Origin of the sequence: Sphingopyxis sp., from assembly GCF_051861155.1 — a bacterium.
Taxonomy (GTDB): Bacteria; Pseudomonadota; Alphaproteobacteria; order Sphingomonadales; family Sphingomonadaceae; genus Sphingopyxis.
On the sequence record NZ_JBHYDE010000001.1, the window covers coordinates 630,954 to 646,660 of the forward strand.

General features: G+C 66.8%; 17 protein-coding genes. 9 read left to right on the top strand and 8 right to left on the bottom strand.

Annotation, left to right across the window (positions count from 1 at the left end; translation table 11 throughout):
• Nucleotides 1-15: 15 nt before the first annotated feature.
• The 4 genes from recJ to ACTIFP_RS03165 are packed head-to-tail and all read right to left on the bottom strand — an operon-like array spanning nucleotide 16 to nucleotide 5,825.
• Complete coding sequence (gene recJ / locus ACTIFP_RS03150; RefSeq protein ID WP_439567242.1) at nucleotides 16-1,785, bottom strand: single-stranded-DNA-specific exonuclease RecJ; 1,770 nt, start codon at nucleotides 1,783-1,785, stop codon at nucleotides 16-18.
• A complete protein-coding gene (locus ACTIFP_RS03155; protein ID WP_439567243.1) occupies nucleotides 1,782-3,311 on the bottom strand; it encodes a PH domain-containing protein in 1,530 nt (509 codons plus the stop codon). The genes recJ and ACTIFP_RS03155 overlap by 4 nt, the downstream gene beginning before the upstream one ends.
• Nucleotides 3,308-3,838 carry a PH domain-containing protein gene (locus ACTIFP_RS03160; RefSeq protein WP_439567244.1) on the bottom strand — a complete coding sequence of 177 codons (531 nt, stop codon included), beginning with the start codon at nucleotides 3,836-3,838 and terminating at the stop codon, nucleotides 3,308-3,310. Before ACTIFP_RS03160 ends, ACTIFP_RS03155 begins: the two co-directional genes overlap by 4 nt.
• 25 nt (nucleotides 3,839-3,863) lie before the next feature.
• A complete protein-coding gene (locus ACTIFP_RS03165; protein ID WP_439567245.1) occupies nucleotides 3,864-5,825 on the bottom strand; it encodes an alkyl/aryl-sulfatase in 1,962 nt (653 codons plus the stop codon).
• A 65-nt stretch (nucleotides 5,826-5,890) separates the two neighbouring features.
• Here ACTIFP_RS03165 and ACTIFP_RS03170 point away from each other — a divergent pair, with 65 nt between their 5' ends.
• The 3 genes from ACTIFP_RS03170 (at nucleotide 5,891) to ACTIFP_RS03180 (ending at nucleotide 7,244) form a co-directional block, all read left to right on the top strand.
• Complete coding sequence (locus ACTIFP_RS03170) at nucleotides 5,891-6,379, top strand: NAD(P)H-dependent oxidoreductase (protein WP_439567246.1); 489 nt, start codon at nucleotides 5,891-5,893, stop codon at nucleotides 6,377-6,379.
• Nucleotides 6,380-6,474: 95 nt separating this feature from the next.
• Nucleotides 6,475-6,900, top strand: a complete 426-nt coding sequence (locus ACTIFP_RS03175) for a nuclear transport factor 2 family protein (protein ID WP_439567247.1) — start codon at nucleotides 6,475-6,477, stop codon at nucleotides 6,898-6,900.
• Nucleotides 6,897-7,244 carry a putative quinol monooxygenase gene (locus ACTIFP_RS03180; protein ID WP_439567248.1) on the top strand — a complete coding sequence of 116 codons (348 nt, stop codon included), beginning with the start codon at nucleotides 6,897-6,899 and terminating at the stop codon, nucleotides 7,242-7,244. The genes ACTIFP_RS03175 and ACTIFP_RS03180 overlap by 4 nt, the downstream gene beginning before the upstream one ends.
• A gap of 25 nt (nucleotides 7,245-7,269) precedes the next feature.
• Here the strand turns inward: ACTIFP_RS03180 and glpX are convergent, their stop codons facing one another.
• On the bottom strand, nucleotides 7,270-8,241 hold the full coding sequence (gene glpX, locus ACTIFP_RS03185; protein ID WP_439567249.1) for a class II fructose-bisphosphatase: 972 nt from the start codon (nucleotides 8,239-8,241) through the stop codon (nucleotides 7,270-7,272).
• A 155-nt stretch (nucleotides 8,242-8,396) separates the two neighbouring features.
• On the opposite strand from glpX, the gene ACTIFP_RS03190 reads away from it, so the two are divergent.
• Entirely contained in the window at nucleotides 8,397-8,768 is a 372-nt protein-coding gene (locus ACTIFP_RS03190) for a hypothetical protein (RefSeq protein WP_439567250.1), read from the top strand.
• On the opposite strand, the gene ACTIFP_RS03195 is transcribed toward ACTIFP_RS03190, so the two are convergent.
• The 3 genes from ACTIFP_RS03195 to ACTIFP_RS03205 form a co-directional block, all read right to left on the bottom strand.
• Nucleotides 8,765-9,598 (bottom strand): hypothetical protein, encoded by an 834-nt coding sequence (locus ACTIFP_RS03195; RefSeq protein ID WP_439567251.1) that lies wholly within the window; start codon nucleotides 9,596-9,598, stop codon nucleotides 8,765-8,767. The two genes, ACTIFP_RS03190 and ACTIFP_RS03195, sit on opposite strands and share 4 nt — an antisense overlap.
• A 59-nt stretch (nucleotides 9,599-9,657) precedes the next feature.
• The gene (locus ACTIFP_RS03200; protein ID WP_439567252.1) at nucleotides 9,658-10,977 is read right to left on the bottom strand and encodes a homoserine dehydrogenase; all 1,320 of its coding nucleotides are present in this window, start codon (nucleotides 10,975-10,977) and stop codon (nucleotides 9,658-9,660) included.
• A gap of 114 nt (nucleotides 10,978-11,091) precedes the next feature.
• Nucleotides 11,092-11,901, bottom strand: coding sequence for a hypothetical protein (locus ACTIFP_RS03205; RefSeq protein ID WP_439567253.1), 810 nt, complete (start codon nucleotides 11,899-11,901; stop codon nucleotides 11,092-11,094).
• Nucleotides 11,902-12,242: 341 nt separating this feature from the next.
• Here ACTIFP_RS03205 and ACTIFP_RS03210 point away from each other — a divergent pair, with 341 nt between their 5' ends.
• From ACTIFP_RS03210 to ACTIFP_RS03230, 5 genes are all read left to right on the top strand, one after another.
• Nucleotides 12,243-12,899, top strand: coding sequence for an energy transducer TonB (locus ACTIFP_RS03210; protein ID WP_439567254.1), 657 nt, complete (start codon nucleotides 12,243-12,245; stop codon nucleotides 12,897-12,899).
• 60 nt (nucleotides 12,900-12,959) lie between these two features.
• A complete protein-coding gene (locus tag ACTIFP_RS03215; RefSeq protein ID WP_439567255.1) occupies nucleotides 12,960-13,766 on the top strand; it encodes a MotA/TolQ/ExbB proton channel family protein in 807 nt (268 codons plus the stop codon).
• Nucleotides 13,767-13,891: 125 nt separating this feature from the next.
• Entirely contained in the window at nucleotides 13,892-14,413 is a 522-nt protein-coding gene (locus ACTIFP_RS03220) for an ExbD/TolR family protein (protein ID WP_439567256.1), read from the top strand.
• Nucleotides 14,414-14,448: 35 nt separating this feature from the next.
• Complete coding sequence (locus ACTIFP_RS03225) at nucleotides 14,449-14,874, top strand: ExbD/TolR family protein (RefSeq protein WP_439567257.1); 426 nt, start codon at nucleotides 14,449-14,451, stop codon at nucleotides 14,872-14,874.
• Nucleotides 14,875-15,001: 127 nt separating this feature from the next.
• Nucleotides 15,002-15,667 carry a hypothetical protein gene (locus tag ACTIFP_RS03230; RefSeq protein WP_439567258.1) on the top strand — a complete coding sequence of 222 codons (666 nt, stop codon included), beginning with the start codon at nucleotides 15,002-15,004 and terminating at the stop codon, nucleotides 15,665-15,667.
• Nucleotides 15,668-15,707 lie beyond the last annotated feature (40 nt).

Genomic DNA, 15,707 nt, shown 5'->3' on the forward strand with positions numbered 1-15,707 from the left:
TTGCGCAGGCTGCGATCAATCGGCCCAGGCGGCGTCCTCGAGGTGGAGTTCGGCGGCGGGGCGGCTGCCCCAATCGTCGCGTTTGGCGCGGCCCGCGAGCCATAATTTGCGGCCGCCGCGGGCGTGGAGCAAGGTCTGGCCGAGTTCGGTTTCGGCGCTGCGGAACGCCACCGCCTTGAACCGCCCGCCGTCGTCGCCCGCCACGATCAGGCGGACATGGTCGGTGCCGACGATGCTCGCCTCGACGATTCGCACCGGTCCGGTCGCGACGCGCGGCGCGGGCCAGCCGGCGCCATAGGGACCGGCGCTTTCGATCGCATCGCACCACAAGGGCGAAATTCCGCGCGGCGCCAGCACGGCGTCGATCAACAGCGATTTGTCGCCGCTGGCGCGGGCGACGTCGGCGGCGAGCCGGTCATTGAGGAACGCGCCAAGCGCATCGACCTGATCGGCGGCGACGGTCAGTCCCGCTGCCATCGCGTGACCGCCGCCCGCCACCAGCAGCCCGCTTTCCTTTGCGGCAAGGATCGCGGCGCCGAGGTCAACGCCGCTGATCGAGCGCCCCGACCCTTTGCCGACCCCCGCGTCATCGATCGCAATGACGATCGCCGGGCGGTGCAACCGTTCTTTCAGGCGCCCGGCGACGATGCCGATCACCCCGGGGTGCCAGCCTTGCCCGGCGACGATCGCGACCGGCGCGTTGCCGCATGCCGTGCTCGCCGCCATCGCTTCGTCGAGCACGGCCGCTTCGATCGCGCGGCGCTCCTCGTTCAGCCGGTTGAGTTCCTGCGAAATGTCGGCGGCTTCCTGCGGATCCGACGTCGTCAGCAAGCGCACACCCAGGTCGGACTTGCCGACGCGCCCGCCGGCGTTGATCCGCGGCCCGAGCGCAAAGCCCATGTCGCTCGCGGTCGGCGGTTTGGTGAGCCGCGCCGCGTCCATCAGCGCCGCGAGTCCCGTATTACCGCGCCGCGCCATCACCTTCAGCCCCTGCGTCACCAGCGCGCGGTTGAACCCGGTCAGCCGCGCAACATCGGCGACGGTACCGAGCGCAACCAGATCGAGCAGCTCGATCAGCGCCGGCTCGTCGCGCGTGGCGAAAAAGCCGCGCGCGCGCAGGGTGCGGAGCAGCGCGGCGCCGAGCAGGAAGGCGACGCCGACCGCAGCCAGATTGCCGTGGATCGCGGCATCGGGCGCTTCATCGAGCCGATTGGGGTTCACCAGCGCCAGCGCTGCGGGCAGCATCGTCGCGCACTGGTGATGATCGACAACGATCACCTCGACCCCCGCGGCATTGGCTTCTGCTATGGCTTCAAACGCCTGCGCGCCGCAATCGACGGTGACCACCAGCTTCGACCCGGCTTCGCCGATCTTGACCAGCGCGGCGCCCGAGGGGCCATAGCCCTCCATCAAGCGGTCGGGGATATAGGCGCCCGCGGGCAGCCCGAGCCCGCGCAGCAGCCGCACCAGCAGCGCCGCCGAGGTCGCGCCGTCGACGTCATAATCGCCAAAGATCGTCACCGCCTCGCCCTTTTCGACCGCATCGGCGAGCCGCGCGGCGGCGGCGTCCATGTCGCGGAACAGCGACGGGTCGGGCATGAAGCTGCGTAGGGTTGGGGTCCGCTGGCGGTCGAGATCGTCGCGGGTTACACCGCGCGCCAGCAATAGCTGGGTGACCAGATCGTCAGGTGCCAGATTCTCGCTCGCCATGTCGGCGCTGGCGCGCCGCCAATGCCATGGCTGGCCCAGAATCGAGCGGGTGATGCCGAGCGCAGCGTCGCTCATGCCCGCGCTCGTGCGGCGAGGATGCGGTCGCGCAGGTCGCGCGCCGTTACCAGCGGAATCGCCGGGATTTCGTGCGCCGCGAGCGAGCTGCCGCCGGGGACGCCGAACACCAAGGTCGCGAGGCCGAGCGGGCGCAGGATGAAGTCGGTCTTGAGGTCGACGCTCTGCACCGATGCGTGCGGCAGCAGGGTCAGCTTGGGTTTCCAGAAACCGCGGCGGATCGCGACCTGTTCGCCCAGGTCGGTCCAGCGGTGGAAGCGCGCGCCGAACAGCGACGCGGCGGCGATCAGCAGACCGACGACCGGGCCGAACCAGCCGAGCGCCTGCCCGAACGATACCGCGACCAGCCCGCCGGTCGTCGCGCCCAGCGCGCCAACCAGTCCGCCCAGTGCAATGATGCGGTGGCTTTGCTGCCACGCCGCGGCGGCGTCGGGACGCGCGATCGCGACTTCGGCCAGCACCGGGTCGATCGCGCCCAGCCGGGCAAAGGGAACGACCTGATGGTCGCGCTCTTTCTCGCCGTCGCTCGCCAGGCTTTGCAGGCGCAGTTCATGCCAGCCAAAGCGCTGGCGGAACCAGCCGGTGACGAGGATCGCGGCCTGCACCCGCTTTACCGGCACCGCGACGTCGGTGCGCGTCGTCAGCCCGCGGGTACGGCGCAGCGCGCGCGGCTCGCGGGTCAGGCGGAAATCCCAATTGGCGAAAAACATCGTCGCGATGCCGCTGGCGAAACCGATCAGCAGCAGCGACAGCGCCGCGCCGACCCCGGCGATCCAGCGATGCGCGAGCAGCCATTGATCGAGCCCATAATCCTCGGCGACATCGACCCAGTCCATCGGGTTGAAGATGTTGAAATCGAACGGCAGCAGATTGTCGAAAAACTGCATACCCGCGCCGACGACGGCGAGCGCGGCGAGCGAGAAGTTGAACAATCCGGCGACCAGCAGCTGGCGCGGCGTCATCGCGAACAGCAGTCGGTCGGCGGCGGCTGGCGCCGCTTCCGGGGTGTCCGCCGCCGTTGCCACGGCCGCCGCCTCGCCGCTGCGATGCGCGCGGATCGTCGTGCGCAGCGCCTGCGCGGCGTCGAGGCCGATCGCGTCGAGGCTGGCGTCATTCTCCTTGCCGCCGGCGCCGGTTTCGAACCCGACCTTGGCGATGCCCAGCGCGCGTGAGACCAGCCCCTGTTCGATGCTGACGTCCTGGATGCGGTCGAACGGGATGGTGCGGTGCTGGCGCGACAGCACCCCGCTTTCGATCACGACCTCGTCGTCGCCGACCCGGAACCGGAAGCGCAGCCATTGGAACCACGCGGCAAGCAGCGAGATCAGCAGGAAGGCAAGGATCGCCGGGACGATATAGACCCAGTTGCCGGTGAACCCGAGTGCGGCGACAGCGGGCAGAAACTGGAGCGATCGCGGCCCCAGCTTGACGATCGCCAGCGCCAGTGTTGCCGGGTGCAGCCGCTGCCAGTCCGCGTCGTCGTCGATGGTGGGTGCGGCCGGCGCCGCGGCGGCGGCGTCGGTCATGCGAAATCGGTCTGGATGTGGCGGCGGATCGTCTCGCGCATCGCTGCAGCCAGATCGGCGGGCAGCCCGGGCAGCGTCACCGTGCTGTTATGCGTGCCCGACGTGTGGACGATCAGGTGCGACAGGCCGAACCAGCGCTCGATCGGCCCCTGCCCGACGTCGATATGCTGGACGCGCACGAACGGGACGATGGTGTCGGTGCGGAACAGCCAGCCGCGCGCAACGCGCAGCTGCCCCGCGCCGATCTTGTAGCCCCAGCGCGATACGCGCCGCGACGGAAAGGCGATGATGACGGTGATCGCGATCAACCATGCGAGTGCGGTGATCAGCCCATAGGGCCCCTCGATATGGTGAATCAGCAGCCAGTCGAACACGCTCGCGCCGATCGCGAGCGGGATCAGGTTCAGCGCCGTCGCGACGCGCAGCACCTGGGCAAAAGCGGGATCGACCGGATCGAGCCCTTCGGCGGCGCCCAGCGCTTCGGGGTCGAATGGATCGGTCGGGTGGACGGCGGTGGTGTCGGTCATCCACCACCGTTACCGTGTTAGAGGCCTATGGCACAACCACATTGAACCGCGGATCGGCGGGCGGGTGCAGCGCGAACCAGCTGAGGAACGCCATGCGGTCGCCATCGATCCTGATCGCGCCCGATTGCATCAAGGCCGGAAACTGCGCCTGCCCCAGCATCACATCTTCGAGCGTCGTGCGGTCGAGGGTGATTGTTGCGGTAGGCGCCGCATCGGTGATGCCGTAGCGCGGCACCTCGACCCCGCCGCCGACGACGATCGCCACCGTCTCCTTGCTGTCGGGCAACACGAACTGGAACGTCCCCTTGATTGCCGAACCTTTCGCGGCGTCGAAGCGCGTCGCGAGCGCGTCGAAAAACACCGCGGTCGGGATGGCGCTGACAAAACTGCGGCTCTGTCCGTTGCCTGACAGGCTCTCGACCGCCTTGCCGCGCAGCGTCGCCGCGGCGGCGAGATAATAGTTCCGCCACGCCCCCGATTCGGCCTGATAACCCATCTGGTCGTAAGCTGACGCGAGTGCGGCGCGTGCTGCCTGATTGTCCGGCTCGGCAAACACCAGCTTGTTGAGCAATTCGGCCGCCCAGCGATACTCGCCCGCCTTGATCGCTGCCTGGCCCGCTGCCAGCAGCTTGTCGGCGCCACCCGCCAGCGCGACATATTTGGGCGCCGATGCTTCGGGGGCCAGCGGGTTGAAATTGGCGGGATTGCCGTCCCACCAGCCGAAATAGCGCTGATACACCGCCTTCATGTCGTGATTGACCGTGCCATAATAGCCGCGCGCGCTGAAATCGGCCGCCTGCCCCGGCGCTTCGGGGGTCGCGTCGGCGAGTTCGTGCAGCGTGGCGCCGCGGTTGGCCAGAAACAGGGTGCGGTCGTGGACATAGCGATAGATGTCGCGCTGGCTGGTCAGCAGCGCCGATACCTCGCCCGCGCCCCACGTCGGCCAATGGTGCGACGCCAGCGCGACCTCGGCCTGGCCGCCCCATTTCAGCAGCGCCGCGTCGATCACCTTTGACCAGTGCAGCGCATCGCGCACCTGCGCCCCGCGCAGAGTGAGCACATTGTGCAGCGTGTGGGTGACAACCTCGGTCGTGTGCAGTGCCTTGTAGGCGGGGATATAGAAAACGAACTCCGACGGCGCCTCGGTGCCGCCCGCGTCGAGAAAATCGAACGCCAGCCCGTCGATGGGCAGCGTGCCGCCCGTCGCCGCGACACTCTCGGTCGGCTCCATATAGCCGATCGTCCCCGACGACAGCTTTGGCCCCAGCCCGGTGTCGACCTGCCCCGCGGGTCCGGGCGGCAGGATCGACCCGAACATGTACAGCGCGCGGCGTCCCATCGCGGTGCCGGCAAGGACATTCTCCGACGTCGCTTCCTCCGAAAAACCGTGCGGCGCGATGATACGGATTTTCTCGCGTTTGACCTGCTCGGGGGTGATAATGCCGCCGACGCCGCCGAAATGGTCGCTGTGGCTGTGCGAAAAGATCACCGCCCTGATCGGCAGCCGATCCGATTTTGCCTCGACGGTGTCGGCGAACAATTTCCACCCCGCCGCCGCCGCCTCTTCGGACAGCAACGGATCGACGATAATCCAGCCGCTCTTGCCGCGGATGATCGTCATCACGGAAATATCGTAACCGCGCACCTGCCAGATCTTGCCCGGCACCACCTCGAACAACCCGTGCACCGCGTTCAGCCGCGCCTGCCGCCACAGCGACGGGTTCACCGTATCGGGCGCGTCCCTGGTGTCGAGAAAGGCATAGGGCCGCCTGTCCCACACCGTCTTGCCATCCTTGTCCAGAATCACCCCGCCCGGAATTTCGGCGAGCTTGCCGCGCATCACATTGGCCTCGTCGCGCGGATCAGCGAGCGGCAGGCGCTTGGCGATCTCGGCCTGCGCGGTGCGTGTGGCTTCGCTCGCGGCGTCCTGCGCGGCGGCGGCGAAGGGCAGGGTGCTGGCGAGCAGCAGGGTGGTCAATCGGCGCATATCTCTCTCCCCCATATGTTGTCGGCAGCTTGCGCCGCGTCCCGGTGCTTGGCAAGCATCGGTGGATGACCGACGTGCCCATCCTGCTGATCGTCTGGCACAGCCGCACCGGCGGCAGCGAGGCGCTGGCGCGCGCCGCCGCCGCGGGCGCGGGAGCGGCGGCGCGGCTTGTCACCGCCGCCGACGTCACGCCCGACGCGCTGATCGCGGCGGGGGGCTATCTCTTCGTCGGCCCCGAAAATCTCGCGGCGCTGTCGGGCGCGATGAAAGAGATGTTCGACCGCTGTTATTACCCGTGCCTCGGCCGGATCGAGGGACGTCCCTATGCGACGATCATCTGCGCCGGGTCCGACGGCGCAAACGCCCAGCGCCAGCTCGACCGTATCGCTACCGGCTGGCGGCTACGGCGCGTTGCCGACCCGGTGATCGTCAACACTGCGGCACAGACGCCTGAGGCGATCCTCGCGCCCAAGACGATCGCCGCCGATCGCCTCGCCGAAGCGCGCGATCTTGGCGCGGCACTCGCCGAGGGACTGGCGGCCGGGATCTTCTAACCGCGCGCGCTTAGCGCAATGACTAGTCCCGTTGCGCCGTGGCGCGCGGCATAGTCCGCCGGGCGCAAAGCGTCGGCTTTGCCACAGATCGGGAGATGGAGGGGCGAATGGTCTTTTCGGGGCCGCTGGAGGATCGCATGGCGCTGCGCGACCTGCTCGACAGCTATGCCGATGCGGTATGCCGCCATGACGCCGCCGGCTGGGCCGCGACATGGGCCGATGACTGCCAATGGGAGCTCCCCGGTTTTGGCGAATTTTCGGGCAAGACGGCGGTGGTCGAAACCTGGCGCGCGGCGATGCAGGGCTTTCCCGGGCTGGTTTTTCAGGCGTGGCCCGGCGCGATGACGATCGAGGGCGATCGGGCGACGATGCGATCCTACACCGCTGAAACCTATCGGCGCGATGGGCTGATTCATCGCGATCTGGGCGAATATGACGATCGCTGCGCCAGGATCGACGGGCGCTGGCTGTTCGTCAGCCGCCGCTTCCGCGCGCGGCATCGGCAGGAGGGCGCGGCATGAAGATCGTCATCGAAGCCAAGGTCGATCTTGACCCGGCCCGCCGCGCCGAGGCGCTGGAGGGTGCGCGTGGGTGGATCGCCGGGGCGCAGGCGCAGCCCGGCTGCCTCGGCTATTTCTGGACCGCCGATCCGCACCATCCGGCGCGGGTGCATGTTTTCGAGGAATGGGCCAGCGCCGAAGCCCTGGCCAGCCACCTCGCCGGGCCGCAATATCGCGGCATGCTGGCGCATATCTCGGGTTTCGGGCTGACGCACGCGGTCAGCCGCAAATTCGCGGTGGCGCAGGAAGCGCCGGTGTATGACGGTTCGGGCGTCGCCTCTGCGCAGTTCCCGGCGGCGGATTAGCCCGCGCGGCCAGCGATCTGCCGGGTCACCCGGCGCGATGCTCGCCGCGCACCCAGCGCACCGTCCCCGACGAGGCGCGCATCACCACCGTTTCGGTGGTCATCACGCCGTCGCGGCGGTGCTTGACGCCGCGCAGCAGCGACCCGTCGGTGACCCCGGTGGCGGCAAAGATGACGTCGCCCTTGGCGAGGTCTTCGAGGTCATAGACGCGGTCGAGATCCTCGACCCCCCATTTGGCGGCGCGCTTGCGCTCGTCGTCGTTGCGGAACAGCAACCGGCCCTTGAACTGGCCGCCGACGCAGCGCAGCGCCGCCGCGGCGAGCACGCCCTCGGGGGCGCCGCCGCTGCCCATATAGATGTCGATATTGGTGTCGGGGTTGGTCGTCGCGATCACCCCCGCGACATCGCCGTCGGGGATCAGCGCGACGCCGCAGCCCAGACCGCGCAGCTCGGCGATCATCGCTTCGTGGCGCGGGCGGTCGAGTACGCACACCATGACCTCTGCCGGGGTGCAGCCCTTTTCCTTCGCAACGGCTTCGACATTCTGGCGGATGCTGTTGTCGAAATTGACGATGTTGGGTGAGTAGCCGGGGCCGACCGCCAGCTTGTCCATATAGACGTCGGGGGCGTTGAGCAGGCAGCCTTCCTCGGCGATCGCCAGCACCGCGAGCGCGTTGGGGCCAGCCTTGGCGGTGATCGTGGTGCCTTCCAGCGGATCGACCGCAATGTCGATCTTGGGGCCCTTGCCCGGGGCATTGCCGACCTTTTCACCGATATACAGCATCGGCGCTTCGTCGCGCTCGCCTTCGCCGATAACGATGGTGCCGTCCATGTACAGCGTGTTGAACGCGGTGCGCATCGCTTCGACCGCGGCGGCATCGGCGGCCTTTTCGTCGCCGCGCCCGATCAGCCTGGCGGCAGCGATCGCCGCGGCTTCGGTGACGCGCACCATTTCGAGCACGAGCACCCGGTCGAGGTTGCTGCCGCTATTCGTCATGTCCGCTGCTCTCCGTCTTTACATCTTGCCTTGCCGCCCCGGTCGGGCATGGTGGGCGCCATATGGCCGGTCGCTCCGCTTGTCGAGGATGCTTCGCCCGATTCGGAGCCGCTGTCGCGCTGTCTTGCGTCATCGCGGTGACAGCGCCGGCGCAGATGCAGGGCCCGCCCGCACCGCCGCCGCCGCGCGATGCCGAAACCGCGGCGGCCAAGGCGAAGGAACTGGTCGACCCGATCCGCCGCTGCAAACCCGCCGACGACGGGTCGATCAATGTGTGCGGCACCGATACCGAGCTGCACCGGCTGACCCCCGAATTGCGCGCGATCGCGGGGGTCGGGCGCGAGGCGCCGCCCAAGCTGCCGCGCGCCGAGGCGCAGATGATGACGATGGACAAACTGCCCTATAACTGGGTGTCGATCGGCGGGCGGATGAAGCCCGGCCCCGAATATAATGCGCTCTATGAAATGGCGAAGCGCGCGACCGATCCCGAAACCGGAACGCCGCCGCCGCCCGAAGGCGAGCCCTAGGCGAACACCTCGCTGGCCGCGACCTCGGGTTCGCTGGCGCGATAGAGCCCGGCGGGGATGAGAATCTGGCCAAGGAAATAGAGCGCGAACAGCAGGATCCAGCCAAAGCTCATCAGCGTCTCGATCCAGCCGCCCGGCGCATTGTTCAGGATCACCGCGCCGTGGACGATGACCAGCGCGCCCGCCGCGATGCCGTACGGCAGGCCATAGAGCAGGTAGAAACCGAACAGCCGCCATTGCGCGGCGTGGGTGCGCCGCCACGATTCGATGAACGCCGCCACCGGCTCCAGCTTGCCGCGCCCGCCCATGATCGCACCCGCGAGGCAGAGCCGCGCGGCGATCCAGCTGCCGACGAGCGCAACGAGCAGGCGATAGATGCCGATCACGATGTCGAGCGCGCCCCCCGTGCCGAACAGCGCGTCGGGGCCGAGCGCAAACAGGGGCAGCGCCGCCAGCAAACCGAAGCCGATCGCCAGCACCAGATTGGCGAGCAGATAGGCGACGCCCGCGACCATCCCGTACATGATTTCGGACAGGAATCCTTCGCGCAGGTCGGCGAGGATGCCGTTCCACGCCGCCAGCATCGCACCCGCGACGACGACTGCAACGATCCCGAGCAGATAGAGCGGGCCGGTGATCGATCCGCCAACGCGGTAGGTCCATGGATCGGACAGGATCGCCATCACGGTGCGCAGGCTGAAGATCGGTTCGCTCGACAGCAGCAGAAAGGGGACGATCACCCCGATCGCGACATAGACCGCCAGCATGTTGCGATGCGCGCCCGCCAGCGCCCATGCCTCGGCCAGTCCGCGCCGGATTTCGATGTCCATATCTGCCCCCTGCTCCCCTTGTGCCGGGGTAACAAAGCGCGCGGCAATTTCAAGCGGGGTTAAAGCGCCAGGATCGGCATCAGCATCGGCGTGCCGACGACATGGTCCGACCCCGCCAGGATCGCCAGCGCCGCATGGATCGCGCGCGCCGGGCCCTCGTGGGTGACCAGCACGATGACGACGCCGTCCTCCTCGTCGGTGCCGCGCTGGATAAAGCTTTCGATCGACACCCCGGCATCGCGCATCGCGGTGGCGATTTCGGCGAGCACGCCGATGCGGTCCTCAACGATCAGGCGGACATAATGTTTGCCGACCCGCGCCCCCGCGTCGGCGACCGGCGCGGCGTCGAGCGAATCGACCGGCATTGCAAAGGCGGGGCCATATTCGTCGCGCGCGATGTCGATGATGTCGGCGACGATCGCCGACGCGGTCGGTCCTGCCCCGGCGCCCGCGCCCTCGAAGAACAGCCGCCCGACAAAATTGCCCTCGGCGACCACCGCGTTGAGCGCGCCGGGGACATAGGCGAGCGGATGGTCGGCGGGGACGAGGCACGGCTGGACATGCTGATAGAGTCCGCTTTCGCCGCGTTCGGCCATGCCGATCAGGCGGACGCGGTGGCCCAGCGCCTCGGCCTCGCGAATGTCGGCGGCGATCAGGCCGCGGATGCCGTCGGCGGCGACCGCCGCGATGTCCAGCTTTGTCCCAAAACACAGCGCTGCCAGGATCGCCAGCTTGTGCGCGGCGTCGATGCCGTCGACGTCGAAGGTCGGGTCGGCCTCGGCATAGCCTTCGGCCTGCGCCGCCGCGAGCGCGTCGGCGAAACTCGCGCCGTTCCGCTCCATCTGCGTCAGGATATAATTGCAGGTGCCGTTGAGGATGCCATAGACGCGCGCGATCTCGTTCGCCGACGCACCTTCGCGGATCGCCTTGATCACCGGGATACCGCCCGCGACCGCGGCTTCATATTTCAGCGGCGTGTCGCGTTCCTCGGCGAGTCGCGCCAGATCCAGCCCATGATGCGCGATCATCGCCTTGTTCGCGGTGACCAGCGCTTTGCCCGCGCCCAGCGTGTGGCGGGCGAGGGTGAGCGCCGATCCGTCGGCGCCGCCGATCATCTCGACGACGACATCGACATCGTCGGCGGCGACGAGGGCGTCCATATCGTCTTCCCAGCGATAGGGCGACAGGTCGATACCGCGGTCCTTGTGCCGGTCGCGGGCCGACACCGCGACGATCTCGATCGCCCGCCCGGCGCGGCGCGCGATCAGGTCGCGGTTCGCCTCGAGCAGCCGGACGACGCCGCCGCCGACGACGCCGATGCCGGCGAGCGCCACGCGCAGCGGCGGTCGGGGCGCGGTCGGGGCGGGGTGAGGCGACATGCGGGGCTCCATATAATGGGCACGCGCCATCGCCCGCCCTCATCTGCGGCCCCTATCGGCTTTTCCCGCGGAAACAAGCCCGGCGCGCCTAGGGCGGGCCGAAGCAAATCTTTATCAACCCACCGGCGGCTTGCGGGTGCGGGTGCATTCGCCGAGCGCGCCCAGCACCACGCCATAGTCCGACGCCGCCTTGCGGCGATCCTCGGGCGCGGTGCCCGCCAGCTTGTTCAGCGGCAGCTGGCGCGGCAGGCCGCAAGCGAGTCGGTACCAGGCAAGCGTCCCGCGCGCCGGTACCGCCGCCGATCCATCGACGATTTCGCCGAACGCCGCCGCCCAGCGCCGCGACCCGTCGGCCGCGGTCAATATGGTCAGCGACACCGGCTCGCCGGTTCGGGTGTCGAGGAACAGCTGCGTCTCGCCTTCGCCGGGCAGGGTGCCCGGAACATGGAAGCCATTGGCGATGCCGGTGATCGCGGGCGGCGCGCCGGGTTTGACAAGTTCGGTCAGGATCGCGCGCAACTGCGCCTCGCTCGCCGCATCCCACGGCAGCTGCGCGTCGGGGGCGACCAGCCGGACGCTGCCGGTGCTGCTGCTGCCCGCGGCGGCGCCCGCGACCGGACGGGCAAAGAGCAGGACCGGCTGCTTCTTTTTCAGCTTCGCCGGCTTGCCATTGGCACCCAGCGGCAGGTCGACCAGATAGGAAATGCGCGACGCCAGCGGGCCCGATCCGCGAATCAGGCTGACCACGTCGGCCTCGACATAGAATCGGCTTTGCCCCGCCGCGACGCCCGGCGCCTGCGCCGGTTTGAGCGCCACCGCACTGTGGATGCGCGCGTGCAGCGCCATCGGCGCCGCGGTCGCCAGGTCGGCGATGTCGGCATAGCTGTACGGGCTCGCCGCGGTCGCGGGTGCCGACGTCTGCATCGCGGAAACGCCAGCGAATCCGGGGCTCAGGGCCAAAATTCCGGCGATCGCGGCCGACAGGTACAGGCGCATGGTCGATTGACTTTCCATCGTTGTTGACACCGGTGGCGGTGCATCAGTCCCCATCATGGGACAAGCCACATTAACCGCTGATAAAGGGTTTGCGAACTTGCCGCCACCGCGATAGGACGGGCGTCGAAGCGTCCGGCCAGAACATAATAAGCCGAACGTAGCGCCGCCGGGTCTGTGGAACGCATCGGAAATCATCCGGGCATTTGGCAACCGAACCCGTCGGCAGGGAATTGGTGTCAGGATGATCTAGCAAGGAGCGTCGTCCCTGAATGGCTTATGGTGATAATGTCGACCCTAAAAACAGGGTAGTGGCGATTGTCTTGGTTGGTTTGCTTACGGCGGTTCTGGGCTATGGCCTGGTCAACGGCCTGAATATCAGCATCGTCAAGAAACTCGCCGAAAAATTGGATGTGGTGGACGTGGAAGAGCCGCCGCCGCCGGAAGAGCCGCCGCCGCCGCCGCCGCCGGACAACCAGCTGCCGCCGCCGCCGCCGGTCGTGACGCCGCCGTCGCCGATCCCGCCGCCGGTGACGACCAACACGATCCAGTCGGTGCCGAAGGCGCCGCCGACGCCGCCGCCGCCCGTCTATACGCCGCCGGCCCCGCCGGCGCCGCCGCCCTCGCCTGATTTGAGCGCCGCCGGTACGCCGCGTGGCAACCCGGGCCGCTGGGCGACGAACGACGACTATCCGGCCCGTGCCATGCGCGAAGAGCGCGAAGGAACGACCGGTTTTCGCGTTACCTATGGGGCCGATGGTCGCATCACGTCGTGCGATGTCACGTCGTCGAGCGGTCACGCCGACCTCGATGCCGAAACCTGCAAGCTCATCCAGCGCCGTGGCCGGTTCAACCCGGGCAAGGACCGTGCGGGCAACCCGACGGGTGGCAGCTACAGCAATCGTATCCGGTGGCAGATCCCGCGCTGATCCAGCGCGCGGCTGTCTGTTTTCGAATTTTACCGAATTTCTTGAGAGGGAATATCCAATATGTTTAATCTGATCGCAAATGCCGCTGCTGCGGCGCCGGCACACGATGCAGGGCTGAGCCTCATGCCCGCTGCGATGTGCGTCAAAGAAGAAGGCGCAAGCCCCTATGGCATGATCCCCGCGCTTTGCGAGGGCGGCATCGTGTCGCAGGTCACCTTCCTGGTGCTGCTGATCATGTTCGTCGGCACGCTGTACATCCTGTTCACCAAGCTGTTCGAACAGAATAAGGTGATGAGCCAGGGCAAGGCGGTCGACGCCAATTTCTGGCGCGCCCCGACGCTCGCCGACGGCGCATCGAAGCTGGAAAAGAACAGCGCCTATCGTCAGGTCGTCGAAGACGGCCTGCGCGCCAACGAAGAACATAACAAGCTGACCGACCCCGTCGAAGCGCATGACTGGATGCACGGCACGCTCGAACGCTCGCAGAACCACATCAACTCGAAGCTGAACAGCGGCCTCGCCTTCCTCGCGACCGTGGGTTCGACCGCACCGTTCGTCGGTCTGTTCGGGACCGTTATCGGTATTCTGCGCGCCCTCGTGAAGATTGGTGCATCGGGCCAGGCTTCGATCGACACCGTCGCCGGTCCGGTCGGTGAAGCGCTGATCATGACCGCTATCGGTCTGATCGTGGCGGTTCCCGCGGTGCTCGCGTTCAACTGGCTGCAGAGCCGCAACAAGGCGATCGCCCGCCGTCTGTCGACCTTCTCGAACGACGTGCTCGGCTCGATCATGTCGAACGGTCAGGTGAAGCCGGCCACGCAGGCGCCCAAGGCTGCTGCGCCCGCCGCGGCCCCGAAAAAGGCCTGATCGGCCTGAATGGATCCCTGCCTGTCGCCCGGTGGCGGCAGGCGGGGTCCGCTGGACAGGGCGATACGCCGGTGGCGCGCCGACCCGACGTCCGTGACAGAAATTTTGTGACAGGATAAAATCCTATGTCGATGAGTGTAGGCGACAAGGGGGGCGAAGAGGCCCCGATGTCCGAGATCAACACGACTCCGCTCGTGGATATCATGCTTGTGTTGCTCATCATCTTCCTCATCACGGTTCCCGTGGTGTTGGAGACGGTGAACCTCAAGCTGCCCGACGTGGCGTTCGAGGTGACGACGACCAAGCCTGAAAATGTGCTGCTGTCGATCCGCTCGGCGGACACCGACGGCGACGGCGAACCCAACCCCGAAAGCACCGCGTGCGAAGTCTATTGGGGCCAGGCTCCGGTCGATTCCAAGCAGCTGCTGGAACGTGGACAGGCCAAGCTCGAGCAGCTGCTCGAAGATATTGGCGGGCCGCAGAACATCACCGAAGAAAATTTCCCCGAAGTGCACATCCGCGGCGACGTCAATACGCCGTACCAGTGCATCGGCGGGGTGATCTACACGATGCAATATGCCGGCTTCCAGAAGATCGGGTTCATTTCGGAACCGGCTCCTGGCTCGGGCACCGTGGGCCGCCTGTAAGGGCGCGGCCCGTTTAGGAACGAAGGAATAATCGCATGTCCATGGCAGTTGGAGATCGGGACGAAAACGAACCGATGATGGACATGAACACGACGCCGTTGATCGACGTCATGCTCGTGCTCCTCATCATGTTCATCATCACCATCCCGGTCCAGACCCACGCGGTGAAGATCGATCTGCCGATCCCGACCGATGCGGCAAGCAATGTCGACCCCGAAAAGAACAAGGTGATGATCGACCCCGCAGGGACGATCACCTGGAACGGGACGCCGGTCGATCTGGCCCAGCTGGCGCAGTATCTGGAACAGACCAAGGCGCTGCCGGTCGAACCCGAACTGCAGGTCCAGCCCGACCCCTATTCGCGTTATATCGTCGTCGACAATGTCATGGCGGTGATTAAGCGCAGCGGCGTCGGCAAGCTGGGTTTCGTCGGCAACGAACAATATGCGCGCGTCTTCTGATCGCTGATCGAAAAACGCCGACACGGAACAGGGCCGCGAAGCAATTCGCGGCCCTTTTCTGTTTGCGATTCGCCGATGGCCGGAACCGCCCGATTGCGGACAATCGGTGTGGTGGTAATCCGGCACGATGGAACATGAACCGGTAGAGATTCGCGCGACCCCCCGAGTGTTGCGGAGCCTAGCGCAAGACATCACCTGCTTCCGCGTTGAAGAACTCCCGGGTGGGAGTGGTGACGTTACCGCAGTGTGGTTCCAAGCCGATCAGCTTTACCTCGTGAGCGTCGATATCTTAGGTTTGGCATTCAAGTTTGAAGTATTCACGCTGGTAGTGAATACGCCCGCAGAAATGCTGTCGATCATGCAGGCAAATGTGCCGCAGATGGAGCAAGCGTGGACAGAGATGAAAGTGGCCGACATTGCCATTCCTCCTATGGGTCCGCCCGTCGAGCCTGCACCCGCCGACGGCCTTACAAAATGGCCGTTTCGCTCATGGTGTCTCGATGTCCTCAGGCGGAAGCAGTTCACAGTAGGCTTGGAACATCTTCCGGAGACCGCCGACGCTTTGGAGAGCTACTTTTCAAGTCTACGCCCCGGTGAAGCCCCTGTCGGCAGTGAGCACACCTGTCTTACGGACGTTGGACTATTGTTCACCTCAGAAGAGGGCGAGCGGTTCCTTGTCGTTGCCGATGGAATGCCTGGGTGCATGAGAGTCACTGACGATGAAGAAGTGGTGCAGGCTTATTTGCGGCAGTGCATCGTCGTTCCGGTCAACGGCCTTGGTTCCGCGCTCTAACGTTAACGGCTGCTCGCCACCCCGAAGCCGACATAGAAGC